At 45.3% G+C, this 21,562-nt stretch carries 15 protein-coding genes and 1 tRNA gene; 7 read left to right on the top strand and 9 right to left on the bottom strand.

The window, feature by feature from the left end; translation table 11 throughout:
• Positions 1-197 precede the first annotated feature (197 nt).
• The 5 genes from PLH26_RS09035 to PLH26_RS09015 all read left to right on the top strand — a co-directional run bounded on the left by PLH26_RS09035 (position 198) and on the right by PLH26_RS09015 (position 6,593).
• On the top strand, positions 198-764 hold the full coding sequence (locus tag PLH26_RS09035) for a Crp/Fnr family transcriptional regulator (RefSeq protein ID WP_324585687.1): 567 nt from the start codon (positions 198-200) through the stop codon (positions 762-764).
• A 53-nt stretch (positions 765-817) separates the two neighbouring features.
• Positions 818-1,294, top strand: a complete 477-nt coding sequence (locus PLH26_RS09030) for a DoxX family protein (RefSeq protein WP_324585686.1) — start codon at positions 818-820, stop codon at positions 1,292-1,294.
• A gap of 14 nt (positions 1,295-1,308) precedes the next feature.
• Positions 1,309-1,764, top strand: a complete 456-nt coding sequence (locus PLH26_RS09025) for a GNAT family N-acetyltransferase (RefSeq protein WP_324585685.1) — start codon at positions 1,309-1,311, stop codon at positions 1,762-1,764.
• A 525-nt stretch (positions 1,765-2,289) separates the two neighbouring features.
• Complete coding sequence (locus PLH26_RS09020) at positions 2,290-5,832, top strand: histidine kinase (RefSeq protein WP_324585684.1); 3,543 nt, start codon at positions 2,290-2,292, stop codon at positions 5,830-5,832.
• Positions 5,833-5,843: 11 nt separating this feature from the next.
• On the top strand, positions 5,844-6,593 hold the full coding sequence (locus tag PLH26_RS09015; RefSeq protein WP_324585683.1) for a LytR/AlgR family response regulator transcription factor: 750 nt from the start codon (positions 5,844-5,846) through the stop codon (positions 6,591-6,593).
• 512 nt (positions 6,594-7,105) lie between these two features.
• On the opposite strand, the gene PLH26_RS09010 is transcribed toward PLH26_RS09015, so the two are convergent.
• The 8 genes from PLH26_RS09010 to PLH26_RS08975 form a co-directional block, all read right to left on the bottom strand.
• Positions 7,106-7,498: a DUF2784 domain-containing protein gene (locus tag PLH26_RS09010; RefSeq protein WP_324585682.1), complete on the bottom strand. Its 393-nt coding sequence runs from the start codon at positions 7,496-7,498 to the stop codon at positions 7,106-7,108.
• Positions 7,499-7,910: 412 nt separating this feature from the next.
• On the bottom strand, positions 7,911-8,159 hold the full coding sequence (locus PLH26_RS09005) for a hypothetical protein (protein WP_324585681.1): 249 nt from the start codon (positions 8,157-8,159) through the stop codon (positions 7,911-7,913).
• A gap of 171 nt (positions 8,160-8,330) precedes the next feature.
• Complete coding sequence (locus PLH26_RS09000) at positions 8,331-9,929, bottom strand: FG-GAP repeat domain-containing protein (protein WP_324585680.1); 1,599 nt, start codon at positions 9,927-9,929, stop codon at positions 8,331-8,333.
• Between the two features lie 111 nt (positions 9,930-10,040).
• Positions 10,041-10,124, bottom strand: a tRNA-Leu gene (locus PLH26_RS08995).
• 70 nt (positions 10,125-10,194) lie between these two features.
• Complete coding sequence (locus PLH26_RS08990; RefSeq protein ID WP_324585679.1) at positions 10,195-10,911, bottom strand: carbohydrate-binding family 9-like protein; 717 nt, start codon at positions 10,909-10,911, stop codon at positions 10,195-10,197.
• Positions 10,912-11,117: 206 nt separating this feature from the next.
• Positions 11,118-12,926, bottom strand: coding sequence for a hypothetical protein (locus PLH26_RS08985; RefSeq protein ID WP_324585678.1), 1,809 nt, complete (start codon positions 12,924-12,926; stop codon positions 11,118-11,120).
• 12 nt (positions 12,927-12,938) lie between these two features.
• Positions 12,939-15,611, bottom strand: coding sequence for a hypothetical protein (locus PLH26_RS08980; protein WP_324585677.1), 2,673 nt, complete (start codon positions 15,609-15,611; stop codon positions 12,939-12,941).
• Positions 15,612-15,694: 83 nt separating this feature from the next.
• Positions 15,695-17,434, bottom strand: coding sequence for an ABC transporter substrate-binding protein (locus PLH26_RS08975; RefSeq protein WP_324585676.1), 1,740 nt, complete (start codon positions 17,432-17,434; stop codon positions 15,695-15,697).
• Between the two features lie 71 nt (positions 17,435-17,505).
• On the opposite strand from PLH26_RS08975, the gene PLH26_RS08970 reads away from it, so the two are divergent.
• Entirely contained in the window at positions 17,506-19,155 is a 1,650-nt protein-coding gene (locus PLH26_RS08970) for a M1 family metallopeptidase (RefSeq protein ID WP_324585688.1), read from the top strand.
• Between the two features lie 108 nt (positions 19,156-19,263).
• Here the strand turns inward: PLH26_RS08970 and PLH26_RS08965 are convergent, their stop codons facing one another.
• Positions 19,264-19,980 (bottom strand): C40 family peptidase, encoded by a 717-nt coding sequence (locus PLH26_RS08965; RefSeq protein WP_324585675.1) that lies wholly within the window; start codon positions 19,978-19,980, stop codon positions 19,264-19,266.
• Between the two features lie 216 nt (positions 19,981-20,196).
• Here PLH26_RS08965 and dnaE point away from each other — a divergent pair.
• Positions 20,197-21,562: DNA polymerase III subunit alpha (dnaE, locus tag PLH26_RS08960; protein WP_324585674.1), on the top strand; the 1,366-nt coding region annotated here is incomplete at its 3' end.

The following is a 21,562-nucleotide window of genomic DNA, read 5'->3' as shown; positions in this document are numbered from 1 at the left end:
CCGAACAAAGCTCTGCTGCTTGTCATGCTGACGCAGGAAGCATCTGCATTGACCGCAGCGGAGTCAGCCCCTTCCTCGTCACGGTGGCGGTGGGTTGCTGGTTGGGCCATACTGCAGATGTTCTACATTGCTAGACTGAGATGCTGTCCTCTGTTTCATAATCAATACCTTTAGCACTTGTAATGCAAACCAGGGAAATGGAACAGATCCGGAAATACTTTGAAAGCATAACTGCTCTTACAGACAGCGACTGGTTGTTTTTTTCTTCCAGGCTTACCCGGCAGGAATTTCCCAAACGCCATTTGCTTTTGAAAGCAGGCCAAACAGAAAACTATCTTTCCTTTATAGAAAAAGGGATCGTTCGTTTCTATATACCCAAAGAAGAAAATGATCTGACTTTTTATTTTGCTTTTGCCAACGAATTTGTAAGCGGCTATGATTCTTTTCTTACACAAACGCCCCCTGTTTATCATATTGAAACGCTTACAACCGCTATGCTTTGGCGTATGTCGTACAACGACCTGCAGGAAGTTTACCGGCAAACGGAAATTGGTAATTTTATTGGAAGATATGCAGGCGAGCGTCTGTATCTTGACATCCTTAAAAGAGAGCTCTCACTGTTAAGCGATACGGCGGAACAACGGTATTTAAAATTATTTACGGAACAACCCCGCTTAATTCAGCAGATCCCGTTAAAATACGTAGCCTCTTACATTGGTATTACCCCGCAGGCCTTAAGCAGGATCCGCAAACGGATTTATTAACCCGGGTTCATTGTTTCATGAGGCCGGGTTACAGAGCTTTGCAGAAAAAAGGTATGGAAATCGAAATTACTTTGCTCACGGTATCGGTACTGTCGTTTTTTATTATAAAGCTCGTCCGGAAGGAATATAAATTTGCTTTGTCGGCCAGGATCGGCATGTCGGTAATGCTCGTGCTTACAGCCATAGGCCATTTTATGTTTACCAAAGGGATGACAATGATGATGCCTGCATTTATTCCTTTCAAAACGGAACTCGTTTATTTTACCGGGTTTATAGAAATAGCGGCCGCAATCGGGTTGCAATTGCCAAAGTTCAAAGTATTGACCGGCTGGCTGCTCATCGTTTTTTTTATGCTCATACTCCCTGTGAACATCTATGCAGCCATACATCATGTAAATATGGAAACGGCAACCTTTAACGGAGAAGGCTTACACTATTTGTGGTACAGGGTGCCGCTGCAGCTTTTTTTTATTGGATGGATATACCTTTCCTCCATAGCTGCGAAGGAAGCGAAACCTGTTCATTTTTAAGGATAACCAGCCATATGCGTATAGAAAAAATATCTGACAAGGACAGCATACCCTATCATTTGCTGCTACTGGCAGACGAAACCACCGATGCCATTGATAAGTATATTCATGATTCCGGTATATATACGATAAAAGCAAATGGTGGTGAATCCATAGGCGTGTATGTACTCCGGCAGGTAAATAAGGATACTGCCGAAATTAAAAACATAGCTGTAGCTGAAGCCTTTCAGAACAGGGGCATTGGCAGGTTGCTTATTGATGATGCCATAGCCAGGGCAAGAGAAGCCGGGTACAGAGAAATTATCGTGGGTACAGCCGATACCGGTACAAGGCAGCTGCGCTTTTATGAAAAAAACGGGTTTGAAGTTTTTGATATAAAGAAAGATTTTTTTATAAGCAATTACCCACAACCCATTTATGAGCATGGTATACAACTAAAAGATATGATTATGCTGCGTAAACAAATATAAAAGTTGAAAAAAATGTAGCTTTTCCTTCCTGTCTGATACTTATTAGTATAAATGAAAGCGGGGATGTTATAATTATGTGCTGAAGCAGCATGACCTGTTGCAGGATTTTTATAAATTTAAAAAGCGGTACGAACTCATTCTTATACCGCTCAGCAGCGCGATCGGCATTTTTCTCCTGTTCAGGCTGTTTGTGCCCGGGGGCTGCGCAATACATGAAAGCCGCAACAGGGATTTTTATTGTTGCAATTGTGTCGTGCTTTGCAACGATCTATATGGAAAATAAAGAAAGTTTTGAACCGCCGCTTCGCCAGCTCCGGGAAGTTCTTAAAGAGTTCAAAAGAGATGCTTAGCCAGATAAAATCATTACCATTTACAGGCTACGGATTTGTAAACCATCAGATTACTCAATAAACCGGGCAAATACTAAAAAATATTGCAGGTTACGCAACAATCATCTATTTTTCGGGGTTGGAAGTCCTTGGAAGTCCTGTGAATTATTCCTTTCAGACTTAATACAGCAGTAATTTGATAACGATCAGTAATACCCGAAGCGTGTGTGTTGTGATGGGCTTTTTGTTCCTTTTCGTTACAGCGAAAGCACAATTACCGGAATACCATCTTCAGATCTTCGATTATCCGAGCGGTATCCGTCCCGATGCCATAACAGCTATGGATAAGGATCAAAAGGGCATGCTTTGGATCTTATACCGGTCGCAGGTGCAAAGCTTTGACGGGAAGGACGTGCAGAATTTCAGACCCTCTCCCAGGGTCAACAGTATGCTTTGCGACCAGAAAGGTCATATTTGGGTTTGCTCGGATAAAGAAGTGTTTCTTTTTTCAGAAAGAACGGGAACCTTTAACCCGGTGTCCATTGAAGGGGGGAAAAAAGGACTTAAAATGGGTCCCGTTACCGAATTGCCGGGTGGGGATATCTGGCTGCTTACCAATAAGGGCTTTTTCCGGTTCAACCATACTACGCAGCGGTTTTCCCTGGTTGAAGACCGTCCGCAGCCGTTTACCGGTCTGGAGACGGATGTTTGTGTGCTGTACAAAAATGTATTGTTCGTGCACAATAGCGAGTTCATTTATCGCTATCATTTTAAAACCGGTAAAACAGACAGCCTGGCGGGGGGGCAGCTTTATGGTATTTATCCTGTAAGTGAAGACAGTGCGCTGGTGAGCACACGGTATTTTGACGCGCAATGGTACCAGTTCTCAACCCGGAAAATCACCACTGCCACACTCGGCAATGGTCTGCAGGGCCCCTTTAGCTTAAGAAGCATGGCAGCCATTTCACCTTCCCGTTTTCTGGTGGCCTCCTCCGATGGGATATTTGAATACGACGCAGCAAAAAAGCAATTTTTAAAGCAGAATTTTTTTCTCAATGGCAGAAAAGTAGCTACCAATGAATACGCCAGCTTTATCTTTTATGATGAAGCGGAAGGTTATGCATGGATAGCCACAACAGATGGGATTGCACGTTTCGCCTTCAGGAACCAGCCAATGGGACTGATTAAAATAAGGCAGATGAATGATGAGATCTCTGCCAACATCAACGATGTGCGAAAGATCATACAGGATGAGAAAGGAGACCTGTGGATAGCCACCGGCTATGGATTTGCATGCTGGCAAAAAAGCGAAAGCAAGTGGAGGCTTTTTCCTCCCGCTAAAAATGATGACAGCAGACTAAGCCATGAGTCTATAAGAGGAATGGTGTACGACGGCAGGTACCTGATACTGGGCCCTACCAATAAGGGGCTGTGGCTGTTTGATATTAAAACACAGCAATACAGACGGCCGGAGTACGACTCATATGAAACCCGGCGGATAAGCGAAAGGGATTTTGTAAACGACATGGTAACGCTTCTCAATGGCGACCATCTTATTGCTGCCCGGGATGCCGTATATGTGCTGGATGGAAAAACATACCGTTTACGCCGGCTGAACGACCCGGCAATCCGGAACGCATCTGCGAGCTTTTGCGCACAGGGAACGGATGGTATCGTATGGATTGCAACTACAACGGGCGTACACTGTTTTAATGCATCACTGGATTATTTGCTGGAAGTGCCTGAAGATTTTAAAAGCAATGTAATTACCCACGGCTTCAGCGGTTTTATGATGCAGGATAACGGGCTGTTGTTTTCGGCCACCAAAGGCTTGTACATTCTCCGTTATAACAATGGAAAGGTAACCAGTAAAAAATTAACCGGTGTTTTCGACAATATCGGTTTGTATACTGTTTACCAGGACCGGAACGGTATCATTTGGGCCAGCTCCGAAAATGGCATATACCGTTTTGATCCCCATACTTCAAAACTGAATCTTTTTGACCGATCGGATAATATACAGGGCTATGGCTTTAACAGCAACAGCTGGTTCCGCGACAGAGACGGGATCCTGTATTTCGGCGGGTTGAATGGCATCAATTACTGGCAGCCTGAAACTTTCTCAGCTCCTTACCAGTCATTTGAAGCATATATAAGCAAAGCAAGAATTGGCAACATGGACTATTCCATGTACGCATTTGATACATTGGGCCCCGTCAATTATTCCGACAGGTCGATGGGGGTAGTGTTTGGAGCTGTATATTTCAATAACCCGGAAAAGGTAAGGTACCGGTACAAATTAAACGGGCTTGATACAGAATGGAAAGAGATTGGCAATGGTAATATTGTACGTTTCTCATCGCTGGCCCCGGGAAAATACCTGCTTGAAATGGAAGCCAGCCTGAACCAGGTTGACTGGAAAAAAGCAAACAATACACTGGCTTTCCAGATACTGAAGCCCTTCTGGATGACGTGGTGGTTTATCGCATTGTGTATTTTGCTGATAGCAGCAATAGTAACAAAGGCGATTGTAAATCACAGGCGCAAAATAAACGCTCATAAAGATGAGCTTGAAACCGCGCAGGCTATTAATTACTTCTCATCCAGCATTTACGAAACAAATGATACAGGCGTTGTTTTACATAACATTGTAAAAAATGCAGTAAGCAGACTTCGTTTTGATGATTGCATTATCTACACCGTGGATAAGATACAGCATGTTTTAAGACCAAAAGCAGGGCACAGTCCGGGCGCTGTGTTAAGCCAGCCCATTAAGATAGCCGATGGAAACGGAATTGCCGCTGCTGTGGTTGCCGGCGGCAGGGCCGAAATTATCTATGACTCAACCAAAGATCCCCGGTACAGGGATAGTGTGGGGGCATTTTTTTCAGAGATTGCCGTTCCAATCATTACCGATGAAGAAGTTTGGGGGGTGATCTGTTGCGGCCACTCCAGGAAAGGTTTTTTTACGCAGAAACATTTGTCTATTCTTACCACCATTGCTTCACTTTGCGCCAATAAGATCATAAAAACAAAAGCCGACAGCGAAAAGGCCAGGGCCGAATCCATTATAATGAATACCAGGCAAAAAATGGCAGATGCTGAAATGCAGGCTTTAAGGGCGCAAATGAATCCTCATTTTATTTTTAACTGTCTTAATTCCATCAACCGCTACATTGTAAAAAGCGACCAGGCAACGGCATCATTATACCTTACCAGGTTTGCGCGCCTTATACGACTGATACTGGATAATTCAAATAACAAATCCATTACCCTGGCCAGTGAACTGGAAGCGTTGAGGCTGTATATTGAAATGGAAAGCATCCGGTTTGAAAAAAAGTTCACCTGTGATATCAGTTTTACGGAAGAAGTATACCCCGAAAGCATATATGTGCCCCCGCTGATCATACAACCCTATGTGGAGAATGCCATCTGGCACGGACTTTTGCACAAATCAACAGAAGGCTGTTTGTCTGTTCATATCAGTCGTAAAGGAGATGATATACTTCAGTGTATCATTGAAGATAATGGAGTGGGGAGGGAGAAGGCGAAGGAACTGAAAAGCAAAACGGCCTCTTCAAGAAAATCGCTTGGGATGCAGCTCACTGAAAGCAGGCTGGTATTGCTGAGCCGGCAGGCAGGGCTTGATGCTTCGGTTGATATTGAAGATATGAAAGATGAGGAGGGGGAACCACTGGGAACCAAAGTGGTCTTGAATATCCCTGTAGATGAAATTTAAAAATAGCTGACATGATAAAATGTGTGCTGGTAGATGACGAAACGAATGCGCTTGAAATGATGGAATGGCTGCTCAAAACCTATTGCCCGCAGGCGGAGGCCGTGGCCATGTGTAATACCGCCGAAAAAGGTATTGAAGCCATTTACAGGCATAGGCCCGATGTGGTGTTCCTTGATATCGAAATGCCGCGGATGAATGGTTTTGATATGCTGGAGCAGGTTAAAAATCTGTCTTTTGAAGTAGTGTTCTGCACCGCCTACGACCAGTTTGCCATAAAAGCGTTCAAGTATGCCGCGCTGAATTATTTATTGAAGCCGGTTGATCCCGATGATCTTAAAGCAACTATCCAAAGGGTGGAAGAAAAAAAAGCCATCCCGAGCAGGGAGCAGTTCGCTCTTTTGCTGCAGCATATCAGCCAGTCTCCGAAATCAACTCCGCCCCGCATTGCACTTACTGCCGGCGACGGGTTAATATTTGTAGCCACAGGAGATATCATTTATTGCAAAGCCGAAAGCAATTATACCAATGTTGTGCTTACCGGCGGCAGAAAGATCATGGTATCAAGAGTGCTCAAGGAATTGGACGAAACGCTCGGAGGCGCCGATTTTTACCGCGTACACAGTTCTTTTCTCATCAATATCAATCATGTAAAAAAGTTTATCCGGGGAGAGGGGGGCTATATTGTTATGGATAACGACGACAATATTACGATTTCCCGCAGCCGCCGGCAGGAATTCATGGAGCTTTTCTCCAAATTCTGACCCCGGCAAAGAAAAAATAATACCCGTTTTTCTGCTGATTACACCGGGAAAAATACCGAATACTAAAAAGAACGGCAAACCCTCTTTGCTTTCAAAATGGCATAATATATTTGTTCAGGTTTTTCATAGGATATTGGATTTTAAAAACGGGGTGCATTTTTATGCTGCCCCTTTTTTATGCCTTTTAGTCCGGGGGTATGGAGGAGGGATGAATATGTACAAAAGTTAATATGAATGGTGAAAGGTGAAAGTGAGAGGGTGAATGGTGAGAAGTGAATGAGAGAATGTGCGCGGTTTTTCTGTTTTTCGTTTATCGTTTCACCGGAGATGAGCCGCGAGAGGCGGGCGGAATCCCCATTACCGCAATAAAAGTTTGGATTGTTGCGCTGCTTTGCTTCGCGTAGGTGGTGACGACTAAAGAGCAGGCAGGGAAGGGTCTATCTTAGCACCAATCATTCATAGCGTTATAAATCATAACCCCTTCGGTGAAATGCATCCTGCGGAGCTCATTGTCATACAATTCTTTTCATTTTTTTGCGGTGGTGACGATCTCTTATATTTAACGCGATGCTTAACGCAAAGCTCAGTACAAAAACCAGCAGTGTACCATTCTCTACCAGCCCGGGGTTCAGATCGGCTCCTGTTAGTTGAAGTATGAGGAAATGGACATAAGAATTAGAATGGTCGTGGTAGCCCAGTTTTTCCCGCACTGCCCAATGCCAGTCTGTACAAATGCAATATCCCCAGCCATACCAGATACCGAGTATAAACCAGGAGAAGGCCGTGAGGGTGAGTGTGATCAAATGCAGTTTCCGGGTGCGTTTAAAAATCCAGCCTGTTATATTGAACAAGGTAAACAGGGTATGAAATACAAAGAAGAAGATATTTACAAAATTGTACCACATGCAGTATTGAGATTGGCGGGATCCGGAGAAAATCATACGGTATGGAACAAATATAACGGATTGGGGTGGGAGGGAATAATTTACCGGTATTAAGAACAATGCCAGTTCAAATCCCTGCCCGTCTTTATCAGGTAGAAGATATGCCACAAAGACACTAAGACATAAAGCCCTGATCTTCAGATTTTATTTTCTTCGTGTTTTAGTGCCTGCCCCGTCCGGTTCAGGCGGGTCTTAGTGGCAAAACATAACTTTTGAGACAGCCCCATTTAAAAAAAATAAATTGCCGGCAGCCCAATGGGTTGCTGCACAATACATGAGGGGCAAATGGCAATCAGGCACAGGCATTGCAAAGCGGCGGGGCCGGGTTGCGAAACCTATGCCTGGATGAAACATTGATTTTACGGCGTAAAGTTTATTCAAACACCACCTGTATTTCTTCTGTGTAGGGAAGCGCAAGGTCCATGTCGTCGATGGCAGTATACCGATACCAGTCGGAATAATGAATGCCACGTATTTCTTCCACATACAACCCATCAATATCATAGAGAATATACTCAAAAATATTATCTCTTCTCTCGCCAAGTATCACAGCTTTTTTAACGATGAGTTCGAGTTGTTGAATTTCAGAAAGTGCAGAAAATTGAGCTACGGTTAAGGACATAAGATTAGGTTTTTTAGGATGAATGGATTCCTCAAAGGAAATGCATGTGCCTGCCCCAAAAAATAGAATATCATGCCTTTGTTTTGTAATGGAATTACGACAAACCGTTGATCCCCGGTATTTTTACGATTGTCTTTTTGAGGATACCGCTTTCGGCTCTCCGTATCACCTTCATTTTTCCCCTTTCACCCTGCCCTGCCGGGTAGTGTTTTCCAGCACAGCAACAGAGGGTCCGGTAAGCAGCCATTTTTTACCCAGTCCGGTGGTGTCGCCCTGCGGTAAAAAATATACAAAGGAGCCCAGCACAAGATCAATATCGCCGTCGGAGTCCACATCGCCTGCATCCATTACGATCCATCTTCCCTTTGCAGCTTCGGGAAATGAATAATCGTTGAATTGCAGATCCCCTTTATTTTCCAGGTAAACAAAGCTTTCTTCCGGATAGCGGAGATAGTCGGGGAAGAAAGAAATGGCAGCAATATCCAAATCACCATCCAGGTCATAATCCCGTACCATTGCTTTATAAGCGCCGTTCATTGGATAGAAATACGATTGCGTAAAGTTGGATTTCCCGTCATTCAAAAAGATATAAATGCCGTGATATTTTTTTAATACCGGTGTTTTGTCGGCATTGTCGCCACAAACGTATACAATGTCATCAAACCCGTCTTTGTTAAAATCCGCCAGTTCAATATACTGGGATCCGTTCAGGGGCAAAAAACTAAGCAGCCGTTTTTCCTTAAATTTACCCGATCCCTGGTTTTCATATAAAAAAACACCCTCATCACCCTGCGTCATCAGCACATAAATATCGGGTAACCCATCGTTATTCACATCCTTAATAATAGCCGTGGTGGCACCGGGCTTATTGCGCAGGACCCTTTTGTTATACCCTCCTTTTCCGGTATTTTCATACCACGACAACCGCCCGGTCTGGTTGCCAAATTCGCAGACCACAATATCTTCAAGTCCGTCTTTGTTCAGGTCTCCGTAAGCTATACATACCGGCCGCTGTAGATTGCCAATAATGAAATCTTCCGGCTTATATCCCGGCTGTGATCCGTTTTTCACCCATCGCTGCACAGCACCCACGGGAGCATCTGTTGGAAAAATCCCGTTGCCGGTAGTGGTGAGATACAGCCCATTCAACTTTTCATCGAACTGAACAGGGGTTGTAGGCAATACTATGCTATAGTCCTCGCTGAGACCGGGAGTCAAAAAGGTTAAAATATTGCGCCTGCTTTTGCTGTCATTGTAAACAATACCCCGGCTTCCGGGAAGGATTTTCACCATGGTGGTAAGCGAAGGACGACGAGAAAAGGATGGTTCTTTGTATTTGAAATGCCGCAGTCCTATCCGGATTGGACTTTTACGAAGCGGATCCGGAATGCTATCCGGCGCATGCTCCATAAAATACTGTTCTATTTTATGCCAGTCTGCTTTAGCCAGCACAGGGCTTTCGGGGTAGATACCGGCATTGCGCACAATTTCACCGCTTGCGCCTTTGTCGAAGAGACTGTCGGGCCGTGATCCGTCGCTGTATATGCCCATACGGAACCCCATAGCCGGGAGCACATTTTTTTTCCAGGTTTTTTTTGTTAGCAGCTCGGGACCTACAAAAGCGTGGCACCGGCTGCAATGCGCTACCGCCAGCTCTTTCCCCGGGAGCCCCGAAACAGGCGGCTCTTCAATTGGGGTTGTATCATCTTGCTTTTTAGCTGTACATGAAACAAGCAGGTATAAAATGTAAACGGGGATCAGTTTTCTCATACAATTACAAATACTGAAATCAGTGCTTTGAATAAAAGTAAGGATTAAGTTCAGGAAGGAAGTGCCAATAATTAAAAAAGCCTGTAAAACAATTATTTACAGGCTATGTTGTGCCCGAGACTGGATTCGAACCAGCACGCCGTTTCCAGCGCTACCACCTCAAGGTAGTGCGTCTACCAGTTTCGCCACCCGGGCGGGTACTGCTCTTTTAAAGCGGCTGCAAATGTAATGCTTTTTGCAATACCTGAAGCGCAAACCAAACGCATTATTCAAAGCGTATGGAACGAAATTTTTTAAATTCATGAAATGAGCGTTCAACCGGCGACCACGACCATTTGATCATGCTGCCGCTGTCGTAGTCCAGCCGGCAAAAATTGGCATTCCATACGGTGCTGCTTTTTGGCGGAATATTGCTTAAAGGGCTGAGCAGGCTGTAGGGGAAAAACAATTCCGCACTCCATGAACGGATAGCTGCGCCGGGTTGCATTACACCTCCTTCTATATGCACGTTTTTCTTTACTTTACGTTCCCCGGTGTAATGCCAGGGCATCCAGCCATAGGCCCCGCTCTTTAAATTGGGGATCAACAGCACAAGCTCTTTATTCAGCGGGCTGATCTCGTATTCAAAATATAAAGGCATTGAAGGATCCGGGTGAAAGAACACTTCAAACACATCGGCTTTAAAAAGATTATCGAAATCGTTTTCAAATGTGCTGGTGATTTTTTCATCTTTCCCTCTGAACAATACATATATGCCCTTAGCAGAGTACAGGATTTTACATTTCGTTTCGTATTGTTTGCCCTTATCTATCTGGTCAAGGGTTATCCAACCCGTTTTTTGCCACTCCGCATTTTCTCCTTTGCCGGTTATGGTAAAATCGGTACAACGCTTTACCGGTAAGGGATCAGCTACCGGTGCCGGGCCTTGTGCCAATACGCTATAGCAGGAAAAAATGAACAGGAGTAAGGTATATGATTTCATAACGAAAATTAAGTGCTGATCATTTCGTAAACGCCATTACGAGACGCTAAACAGATTAAAGTACTGTGTAAGTTTGTCACAGGGTCGAAGCAATCTTTTTATCGAAATGTGGATCGTCTTTTGAATTGGCTTATTCCTCCGCTTCACTCCTGCGGGTTTACTATCCGCGGTCTGACCCTCCTTCGTCGCGTGCCGACCGCTACAAATCAGTGCCTTCCCGTTTCTCTTCCTTCCCAGCCGGTCTTTCCTTTTTCGATATACAATTCAGTAACGCTTTTGGATACACGATCATCCACTTCCTCTACCAGTTGTATGCGCAACGGATGGGTGAGCTTTTTCTGCCAGTCGAGTACAGGCGCATAAGGCTTGGCGCCTTTTTCGGTTTCATACAGCAGGTAGGCCCATTTTTCGGTAAAGAAATTGCCTTTCATTACGGGTATCATTTGCTGCATGTTGGAAGACAGGAAGCTCAACGACAATGCCCTTGCCCAGTAGATCCAGGGACCTCCGGTGATGTAAAAGAACGGGTTCAATAACCTTGTCCGGTTTTCCAGTCCTGCGTTGGAATAGTTGAGCTGTATGCCTGCAAAGCCCACACCTGTTTCTTTGTTGTAAAAGCTTATCCAGGGTACATCGTCCTGCATTTTTACATCCGTAAGATCGGGCATTTTGGTTACATCATATTCTATAACCGAATCGCGTATCACATCATACCAGGCAGCATGCGTGATGAGCTCACGTTTAAAAACGATTTCGGCATTGCGCAACGCAAGACTCTGAACCGTTTCATTGATCCGTAAATTGGTAGTGCTGATGAAATAAGGCTTGCCGGGGAAGAATTCGTACCTAACGGAAGCGTCTACCTGCGGGATCTCGCGCAGGCTCCCCCATACATCGCTAAAGGCAATGACGGGGCCGGTTAAAGATCGTACATGCTCCGGCGGATCCCAGTCGGATGTATGTGTCCATGGCACGGGCGGAGTATATATTTCGGGGTTCCAGTGAATGGCGCCGTTGGTTTCTTTGCGGTGATAAAAGGGAAATTGCGGCTTGCTTTTTAAAGTAAGCTGGTCAAAATGGCCCGATTTGGGATGCAATGCAACCGATAAATAATCATTTTCTATCTGTAAACCGGGCGCTTCTCCCTGCACCCGCAGATCGGTGGTATATGTTTTCACCATGGCATCTTTGTTATCGTAAAACACGAAAAATACGCGGCTGCTCCTGGCTGGTACGTCGGCTAAAAAAGCTACCCTTGCCGTTACGGTAGGCATCCATACAGGTACTTCGCGGGTAGGTTTGCCGTCTTTACCCGGTGCCAGGTCGTCTTCCACCAGGTATTCCTGTATATCATATACCTGTGATGGTATTTCCGTTACACGCTGTGTTTGCGGGTCAAAAGCCGCCACGCGGATCTCTCTTTTCAGATCATGCACTTCATCGGGATAAAAGGGAAGCAGCACTTCTACCGGCTCCGCTTTCCTGTCTGTCCCCGCCGTTTCGCTCAGCACTACCGATTTGTATTTTTTCCATGCGGTATCATATACAGCCGCTGCCGCAGGCGCCGTTATTTTTTTACTAACGGTAAGCAATACGTCATTTTTAGCATGCTGCAAATTCTTTTTCATGCGGACCGTGAGCTTAACATCATACTGTTCACCGGGATTCCATTTTACCCAGCCAATAACAGATGGATTCAGGTACAATACATTATCCTGCGAAAGCCCCGAGCCGGACGGTGGCCGGTTGGTGAGATGCGGGTAGTTGAGGTCGCCCAAATCATGTTCGGGCCTAAGATCGGTGTAGCGCAGCGTTTTTCCGTTTACCGTCATTTCCACTTCGATCATGGATGCGGAAGGCAGGCTGAGATCGGCTTTTATATGATAATAAGGAATGGCGGGACTGGGATAATTTAATTCGAGATCCGTAAGCTTCAATGCCTGTGCATTTGCCGCGGTGCATATGCCGGGCAAAAAAGCAATGGTCAACATCAATTTGTGCAGTAAGCGTTTCATTGGTTTGAATGATTATCGTTCGGTAATTAAATTTCTTTTTCTTAATGCTTTTACGCTTTCTTCCCATCCGCCGCCGGCGCCCCAGAGGTAATAAGTAAAATACATGGTGGTTTTTTGGATGATAGGTACCCAGGGCTGGAACTCCGTATAATAATAATGCGATTCCCCATTGCTGGGATGGTTCATCCACATGTGCAGGAATAAGGGTTGGGTAACAGGGTAGGCGCCAACAAAACTGATGTCTTCTTTGGTATCGTATCCAGCATTCCATCCTTCTTTTAAGTTGATCACCCTTCCAAAATATTCTTCCGGCCGCATCCGTACGTATAGCATGCTGTCTTTATCGGGTGCAATAAAAACATCCTCTGTTCCATGCACTTTGCCCAGTTCCAGGATGGGCTGCGGACCTATTACATTGGCTTCCGGGTTGATGAAGTTCAGGGCAAAACGCACTTCCAGCAGTGGAGAATTGCCGTAGAGTGTAAATGTTTTCTCCAGGCGGTTACCAAAATAGCCGGCGCTCATGATCACCTGCACATAGTCACCTTCTTTTTTTACCAGCTTCGCACCATATACCTGGTGTGTTTCCATACTGGCCTGTCCCAAAAAATCTTCAAATCCGCCGTATGGATAAAAACCATACTTCCTGAAGGGACGCTTATCGTCCTCCGGTTTTTCGGGCCATAGTTTAAAGAGCACATTGTCTTTCCTGCTCTTTACAATATACTCAATTACCCGGGCGCCGGTTGCGAGGAGGGTTACCTGCACGCTGTCGTTCTCGAGCCGGTATTCTTTTATGCCATCGGCATTGAGGTCGAGCTCGTATGCATAGGCATGGCCTTCTTTTTTGCCAACGCCCAACTGGCTGGTATAAGTTGTGCCTAACGCAGATGTTTTAACATCATAATCGCCGGCAGGTAGCTTCAGGTCAAAAGCAATCTGCTGCCAGGTGCCGGGAGCAGCGGTTATTTTTTGAGAGGCAGAAAAAACGGGTTTGCCTTTTTTACCCTTTTCAAACACCTGCACCTGCACGGGAAATGAAGTTTCCGATGAAAAATTATGCACCGTTACCGGGTATTGAACCACAGGGGCATGACCATACAATAAGCGGTTTACCGATATGGCAGGCGGCAGGTCCAGTATGGCCAGAGTGCGTTTCGTTTTGTTGTTCCATTTGTACTGCAGGGCAATGGGGTTGGTTTTGTCCATGGCAGCAGCCGTTGGCTTTAATGGAACAGCAATGGTTCTGGTGCTGTTTGCCGGCAATGCGATATCGCTTACTGGCTCAGGCTGATCCCACGTTATTCCGGGCGGAAGCGCAATGTTCAGTGAGCCGGATACCGCATGGTGGTACCTGTTGCTGATGATTATTTGCAGCGTGTACCCTTCGATGTTGGCCTGCAGGTCAATGCGGTCGCCGAAATATTCCTCGGGGAAAACCCTGTCCAATAAAAGCATTTGCAGCGCATTTCTGAAACGGGCCGGTCCCATCATCTTACCTTCTTCCAGCACGGCTACTGCTTTTCTTTGCAGGATGGCTTCCCACATTTTCTGCCTGGTAAAGGTTTCTCCTTTTTGTACAAATAATATCATACCGGATAATGCATCGCCGATCAGCGGGCCGGTGGTGGAAATAAAAGGAACATTTTCATTGTCAATCTGCTCTTTGTTCCCGGCATTGGCTATATAACCATCATAATGATAGGCATCGCTTTGCGGCGCATATACCGGGCGAAACACATAGCCGCCTTTTTGTTGTGCATATTTGATCCATGCTTCTCTGCCGCCCATATCCTGCACCTGTAAGCCCTTGTAATCGCTGCATCCGTAGATGGGCGAAAAGCCAACATCCGTAACGATGGGAGCGCCTGATGCTTTAACCCATCCTTCCAGCTCATCTTTCATCAAAAAATCCATATAGCCGTCAAACACAAACCAGTCGTTCCCTTCATTCATTCCTTTTCCTATCACTTCCAGCGGATGACCGGGCGTGCAGGTTACACTTTTCAACAAGGTTTCGGCGCCGAACCATCCCTTGTGCAGGTCGTATTGCTGCACGATGCTGATCGTATTTGCAATAAGTTCTTTTAAGCGGTTGGCTGATGCTTTGTTTCGGGCGGCAACAACAAATATTTTCCTGTTGTCTTTTTCAAGGTAAAAGGCATTGATCTTTTGAAAGTCCTTTGCATTATACTGGTGGCTCTTTAATTCTTCGCCCCATACCGTATCCTTTGCAGTAACTTTATGGAATTGATCAGCCACATCATAGGCCGAATCTGTAAAGATCAGTACATTTCCCTGTGCTGCAGCCTGGTTGATCTGTGCGGCAGCAGGATTTTCGAGGGTGGTGTAAGCGGAAGTGAGCAAACCATGCATAAACCCTTCCTGCATCCACAATCCCGGCACATGCAACTCTTCTGCAATGTCAATCTTATTTTGAATAATAGTGGATGATATTTCCGGAACACTCATTTTAAACAGGTTGCCGTAACGCACCCATTTTTTATAATCATCGCGCCAGTGATTGGTATAACCGTTAAACTGTATTTTGTTTGCAATAGTATGCTGTTGAGGCTGAAAAGAAGGATCGTACCGGTATCCATCCGGTTGCTGGGCTGTGGCGGCACAGCAGAAGATATTGCACAAAACAATAAATGCCGGGAGACGTAATAATATATTTCTCATAAAGCAGATCTGTTTAGGATAATGACCGAATACAAAGCACCGTAATCCTGTACGCGATGTTTTATAAAGTTATTGTTTCTCTTTTACTTTTCTATCCGTACGCTTCTTAATTCGAGCAGGTTTAAGCTGTTGGGACGGAAGTCTTTTACATAGGGATGGATGAGCCTGATCACCATGTCGTACCATAAGGGAACAACAGGTGCATCGGCAATGATCATCTTATCCATTTGCCTGTACATATGGTAACGTATGGAATCATTTTCTTCCAGCAATGCGCTTTCATACAACCTGTCGTATGCCGCGTTCTTATAACGGGTATAGTTGGGCGGCGCCGGGTTTTTACCGTAAAACACGCTGAGGTAGTTTTCGGCATCCGGGTAATCTGCCATCCAGCTACCGCGGAAGAACAGGGCCTGCGATTTAGCGGTTTGCTCCAGCAATAAACTTTTCTGTACTACTTCCACCTGAACCTTAACGCCAATATCTTCCAGTTGCTTGGCTACAAAGCTTCCCAGCTCAGCATATACCGGGATGGTGAGCAGCTTGATTTCCGGTAATCCTTTGCCGTCGGGAAAGCCTGCCTCTTTCAGCAATTGTCTTGCTTTGGCTACATCGTAATAGTACCCTTTCACTTTTGAGCTGTCGTATGAAGGCAGTCCTGCAGGCACAAACCCGCTCTCTGCCGGCGTACCCAGTGAATTGCGCAGGTACATGATCATCTTTTGTCTGTCGAACCCGTAATTGATCGCCCGGCGAACAGCTTTTATTTTAATCGGGTGGTTTTTCACCAGTTCATTCGTAGTATCGGCCAGAATACCCAGGTATTCGGTGTTTAAAAAGCTGTGTTTGCTCAATATTACTTTTCCCTGCCAGTCTTTTCTCAGCTCCCCTTTTTTAGTGAGCACTTCGTCTTTAAAGGAGGCATCAATATCATTGATGAAATCGAGCCTGCCCTGTGTGAATTCAAGAAATTCAGTGGCTTTATTGTCTAAAAAGGAAACTTTAATGCCATCCAGGTACGGCAGGCGGTTGCCTGCGCTGTCGCGCTCAAAGTATTTTTCATTTCTGGCAAGCAGCAATACCTGTCCTTCTTCCCAGCGGGTGAACCGGAATGGGCCTGTGCCGCAGGGATTGCTGCGGAAAGCCGTACCGTATTTTTCTATCGCTTCATGGGGAACAACAGAGCAATACTGCATGCTTAAAATGCCCAGTATGGGATGAAAGGGGCGGATGAGCTTTAATTGAAAAGTAGTGTCATTCAATGCTGTAAATCCGTTGGTAGCATCAATCCTGTTGTTGAATATCCAGGCGCCGGGCGATGCGGTGCCTGCATTGGTAATGCGCTGCAGGCTGTAAGCCACATCGGCAGCGATCATTTTGCGGCCTTTGCCACCGGGGAAAGCGGCATTGTCGTGGAAATAAACATCATCTCTTAAAATAAAGGTATAGGTAAGCCTGTCATCCGATACCGTCCATCGCTTGCACAAAGAAGGCCTGATGTGCAGTTTTTCATCTACTTCCACCAGGGTATTGAACAACTGGTGTACGCCCCACATGATGGCCTGGTTTTTGGCAAAAGCAGGATCAAGGGAACTGATGCCCTCGGGCTGGTTATAGTGAAATATTTTTTTATCCCGGTCTTTTTTACCGGCACAGGAAAACAGCAAGCAGCCTGACGCAATAATAGTGAGCATCCTTATAGTAACCAGCCACTTACTTACCCCGTATTTCATACCCCATACCTCACACCTCATACCCCACACCTCATACCTCTTACCACATACCCCATACCACTTACTACTTACCGCTTTGTACATCTTCATTCATGTAATTTAAACTCCGCAATTCATAAAACGTCCTAAATTTAGCTTTTAAAACAGACCGTGTGAAAAAAATGCGATACCGCTTTGTTCTTTCCCTTTTGATCATTCATGTTTTGTCGTACACGTCCCGGGCCCAGCCGCTGCACCAAAAGCAGGAGTTTACCCGTGCCGATACTTTACGCGGAACCATAACGCCGGAGCGGGCGTGGTGGGATGTTACCCATTATGATTTAAGTGTGCATTTTGATTTTAACAAAAGGAGCATTACCGGTTATAATATCATTTCCTATAAAATAGTGTCGGCTCCCGCAAAAGAAATGCAGATAGATCTGCAGTTGGGATTAGATATAGACAGTATACTATACAACAATAAAAGCCTTTCTTTCCGCAGGGAAAATAACACTTATTTCGTTGCGGTACCTGCTGCTCAAAACGAACAGCAAATAAACAAGATCACGGTATACTATCATGGCATCCCGCGCCCCGCGCTGCGTCCCCCGTGGGACGGGGGAGTGATATGGAGCAAAGATAAGGAAGGAAATCCCTGGATCAGCGTGGCCTGCCAGGGATTGGGCGCCAGCGTATGGTATCCTTGTAAAGATCACCAAAGCGATGAGCCCGACAGCGCCTCCTTAAGCATGATCGTCCCCGATACGCTAACGGCAATAGCCAATGGCAGGTTAAGAAGTGAAACAAAAAACGGGGATGGTACGGCCACTTACATATGGGCGGTGAAAAGCCCTATTAATAATTACAACATCATTCCCTATATCGGAAAATATGCCCACTGGCATGAGGATTACAAGGGAGAAAAAGGTCCGCTGGATTGTGATTTTTGGGTGCTGGAGTACAACCTGGAAAAAGCGAAGCTGCAATTCAGGCAGGTTATGCAGATGCTGCATTGCTTTGAGCATTGGTTTGGGCCTTATCCTTTTTATGAAGACGGGTATAAATTAATAGAAGCACCACATCTCGGGATGGAGCACCAGAGCGCTGTAGCTTATGGCAACGGGTTTGCCAACGGCTATAGAGGAACGGATCTTTCGGGAACGGGATGGGGATTGAAATGGGATTTTATTATAGTGCATGAAAGCGGTCATGAATGGTTTGGCAACAATATTACTACCAAAGATGTGGCCGACATGTGGGTGCATGAAGGGTTTGCCAATTACTCCGAAACGATTTTCACAGATTGCGAGTATGGAACGGAAGCGGGAAACGATTATGTGATCGGCACAAGAAAAAAGATCCGGAATGATAAGCCCATTGAAGGTCCCTACGGAGTTAACCAGGAAGGATCGGGTGACATGTATTACAAGGGGGGTAACCTGGTGCATATGATCCGGCAGATCATAAACAATGATTCTTCCTTCAGGATGCTGCTTCGGGGTATGAATGAAACCTTTTATCATCAAACGGTTACCGGGAAGCAAATAGAGGAATACATCAGCAAAACCTCCGGTATTGATCTTTCAAAAGTATTTGACCAGTATGTGCGTACCACGCAAATACCTGTACTGGAGTATAAAATAAACGGCAATAAGCTCAGCTACCGCTGGACTGATTGTGTAAAAGGATTTAATATGCCCTTGAAAATAAATTTTGGCGGCGAAAAATGGATCAGTCCAACAGAAAAATGGAAGACGCTGAAAATAAAAAAAGGAGAAGGGGCTGCATTTAGTGCCGACAGGAATTTTTATATAAGAACAAAGCAATTGTAACAGGAGTTGAAAAAAGCGGTATACATTGGAATGGTATTCGCAGGAGGTCAATACAAAAAGACGAATAGCACGAAGAACAGCAATAGTGTCAAATGGCGGGGTGCCGGATCACCTGCTGCGCAGGGTAGCCGCGGCGGCGGTTTGTTCGTCTATTACCCGGCCGGCGTTGATGAATCTTTTGTGCCAGTAATTGTCATTCAGGCTGCTGATCATTACCCCGCTTGAAGAGGAAGCATGTACAAATTGATTATCCATCAGGTAAATGCCCACATGACTAACACCGCGGCCGCGGGTATTGAAAAAAACAAGATCGCCTTCCCGTAGTTCGTCCTCATCTATAACAGTACTGGATGCTTTTTGCTCACGTGCGGTTCGCGGAATCTGAAGCCTGTAGATCACCGACATCAGCGTTTGGGTAAAAGCAGAGCAATCTACCCCCTTTTGTGTGGAACCGCCCATGCGGTAAGGTGTGCCCCACCAGCTTTCAATAAATTTGTACAGATCCCTGTTTGCCAGCCGCTCTACTTCCACATTCATCTTTATGGCATACTTGAACTGGAGCGGCCCGCCCTGTTCAATATTAAATGCAGGGAACATATATGTTTGCGATGATTTATAATTTTCCGGCATGTGCGGAACCCCTTCATCATTGCTCCCGGCAGCCTTAGACGGATCACTGCCGATGGCGATATCATTAAGGAATTTTGGAGCGTGCTGTTGGGTGTTATTACGGGAAGCCCCATGCGAAGACCGGGATGTGGATTTTAAACTGCTGCAACTGCTGCCAACAAAAGCGATCCCGGCAAGGAATAGAAGATAACGCAAAGCCGTGTGATTTTTAATTTCGCAAGATAAGGCACAAAAACCAGACCAGCAAGCTATTGGAATGTGAAAATATGAAAATGTGAGAATATGAAAATGTGGAAATGTGAAAATGTGAAAAGTGGCCGGTACGCAACGAAAGAAGCGCCTGGCCGCTGGTTATGGAGAATGTGGAAAATGGGAAATTAAATGTTGCTCCAACTTTACGAAATTTGCCCGATGAGCCAGTTTTCCCATCTTCATGTTCATACACAATATTCTTTACTGGATGGCGCCGCGTCTATCAGCAGCTTATACCAGAAGGCAATCAAAGATGAAATGCCCGCCCTGGCTATTACCGATCATGGTAATATGTTTGGTGTATTTGCTTTTGTGGCCGAAGCCTATAAGCACAAAGTGAACCCCGATGATAAAAAGAGCCCGTTAAAAGTGAAGCCTGTTGTGGGTTGTGAGTTTTATATTACAGAAACCAGGCACCGCAAAATATTTTCAAAGGAAGAAAAAGACCCGCGGCATCACCAGATATTATTAGCCAAAAATGAAACCGGGTACCGCAACCTTATAAAGCTCACATCGCTGGGATTTATTGAAGGCATGTACAGCAAATATCCGCGCATTGATAAAGAACTTATCCATAAATACCATGAAGGGCTCATTGCCACAACCTGCTGTCTGGGCGCCCTGGTGCCGCAAACCATTTTAAAGAAAGGAGAGGAGGAAGGTGAAAATGAATTCAAATGGTGGCTGAACATTTTTCAGCAGGATTATTACGTGGAGCTGCAACGGCATGGCATACCCGAACAGGAGAAAGTAAATGACATTTTGCTGAAATATGCAAAAAAGTATAATGTTAAGGTCATTGCTTCCAACGATTCTCATTATGTTGACCAGAAGGATTTTAATGCCCATGATATCCTGCTTTGCATCAATACCGGCGAAAAGCAGGCTACTCCGGCTCTGCGTGAGTTTTCGGATGATGATATCGCGGTAAAAAACAAACGCTTCGCATTCCCCAACGACCAGTTTTATTTTAAAACCACGCAGGAAATGAAACAGGTATTCCACGACCTGCCGGATGCGATATACAATACAGGCGAAATTGTGGATAAGATAGAGCTGCTGGATCTGAAACGGGATATCCTGCTGCCGAATTTCCCGATACCCAAAGCATTCCAGGTTCACGACGATAATAAGCTTAACCAGTGGGAATACCTGAAGCATATCACTTATGAAGGCGCGCACAAACGGTACGACCCCCTGACGCCTGAAATAGAAGAACGGCTCAATTTTGAGCTGTTCACCATCAAATCCATGGGCTTTGCAGGTTACTTTCTGATCGTGAGTGATTTTATTAAAGCAGGCCGGGATATAGGCGTTTTTGTTGGGCCCGGCCGCGGTTCTGCAGCCGGATCGGTAGTGGCCTACTGTATAGGTATTACCAATATTGATCCTATAAAATACAACCTGCTGTTTGAAAGGTTCCTGAATCCCGACCGCAAAAGCATGCCCGATATTGATACGGATTTTGATGATGAAGGCAGGCAGAAAGTAATTGAATACGTTGTTGGAAAATACGGGAAAAACC

It is taken from the genome of Agriterribacter sp. (genome assembly GCF_035444585.1).
Taxonomy (GTDB): domain Bacteria; phylum Bacteroidota; class Bacteroidia; order Chitinophagales; family Chitinophagaceae; genus Agriterribacter.
The sequence above is the reverse complement of the archived record's forward strand: the minus strand, read 5'-3'. Positions and strand labels throughout refer to the sequence as shown.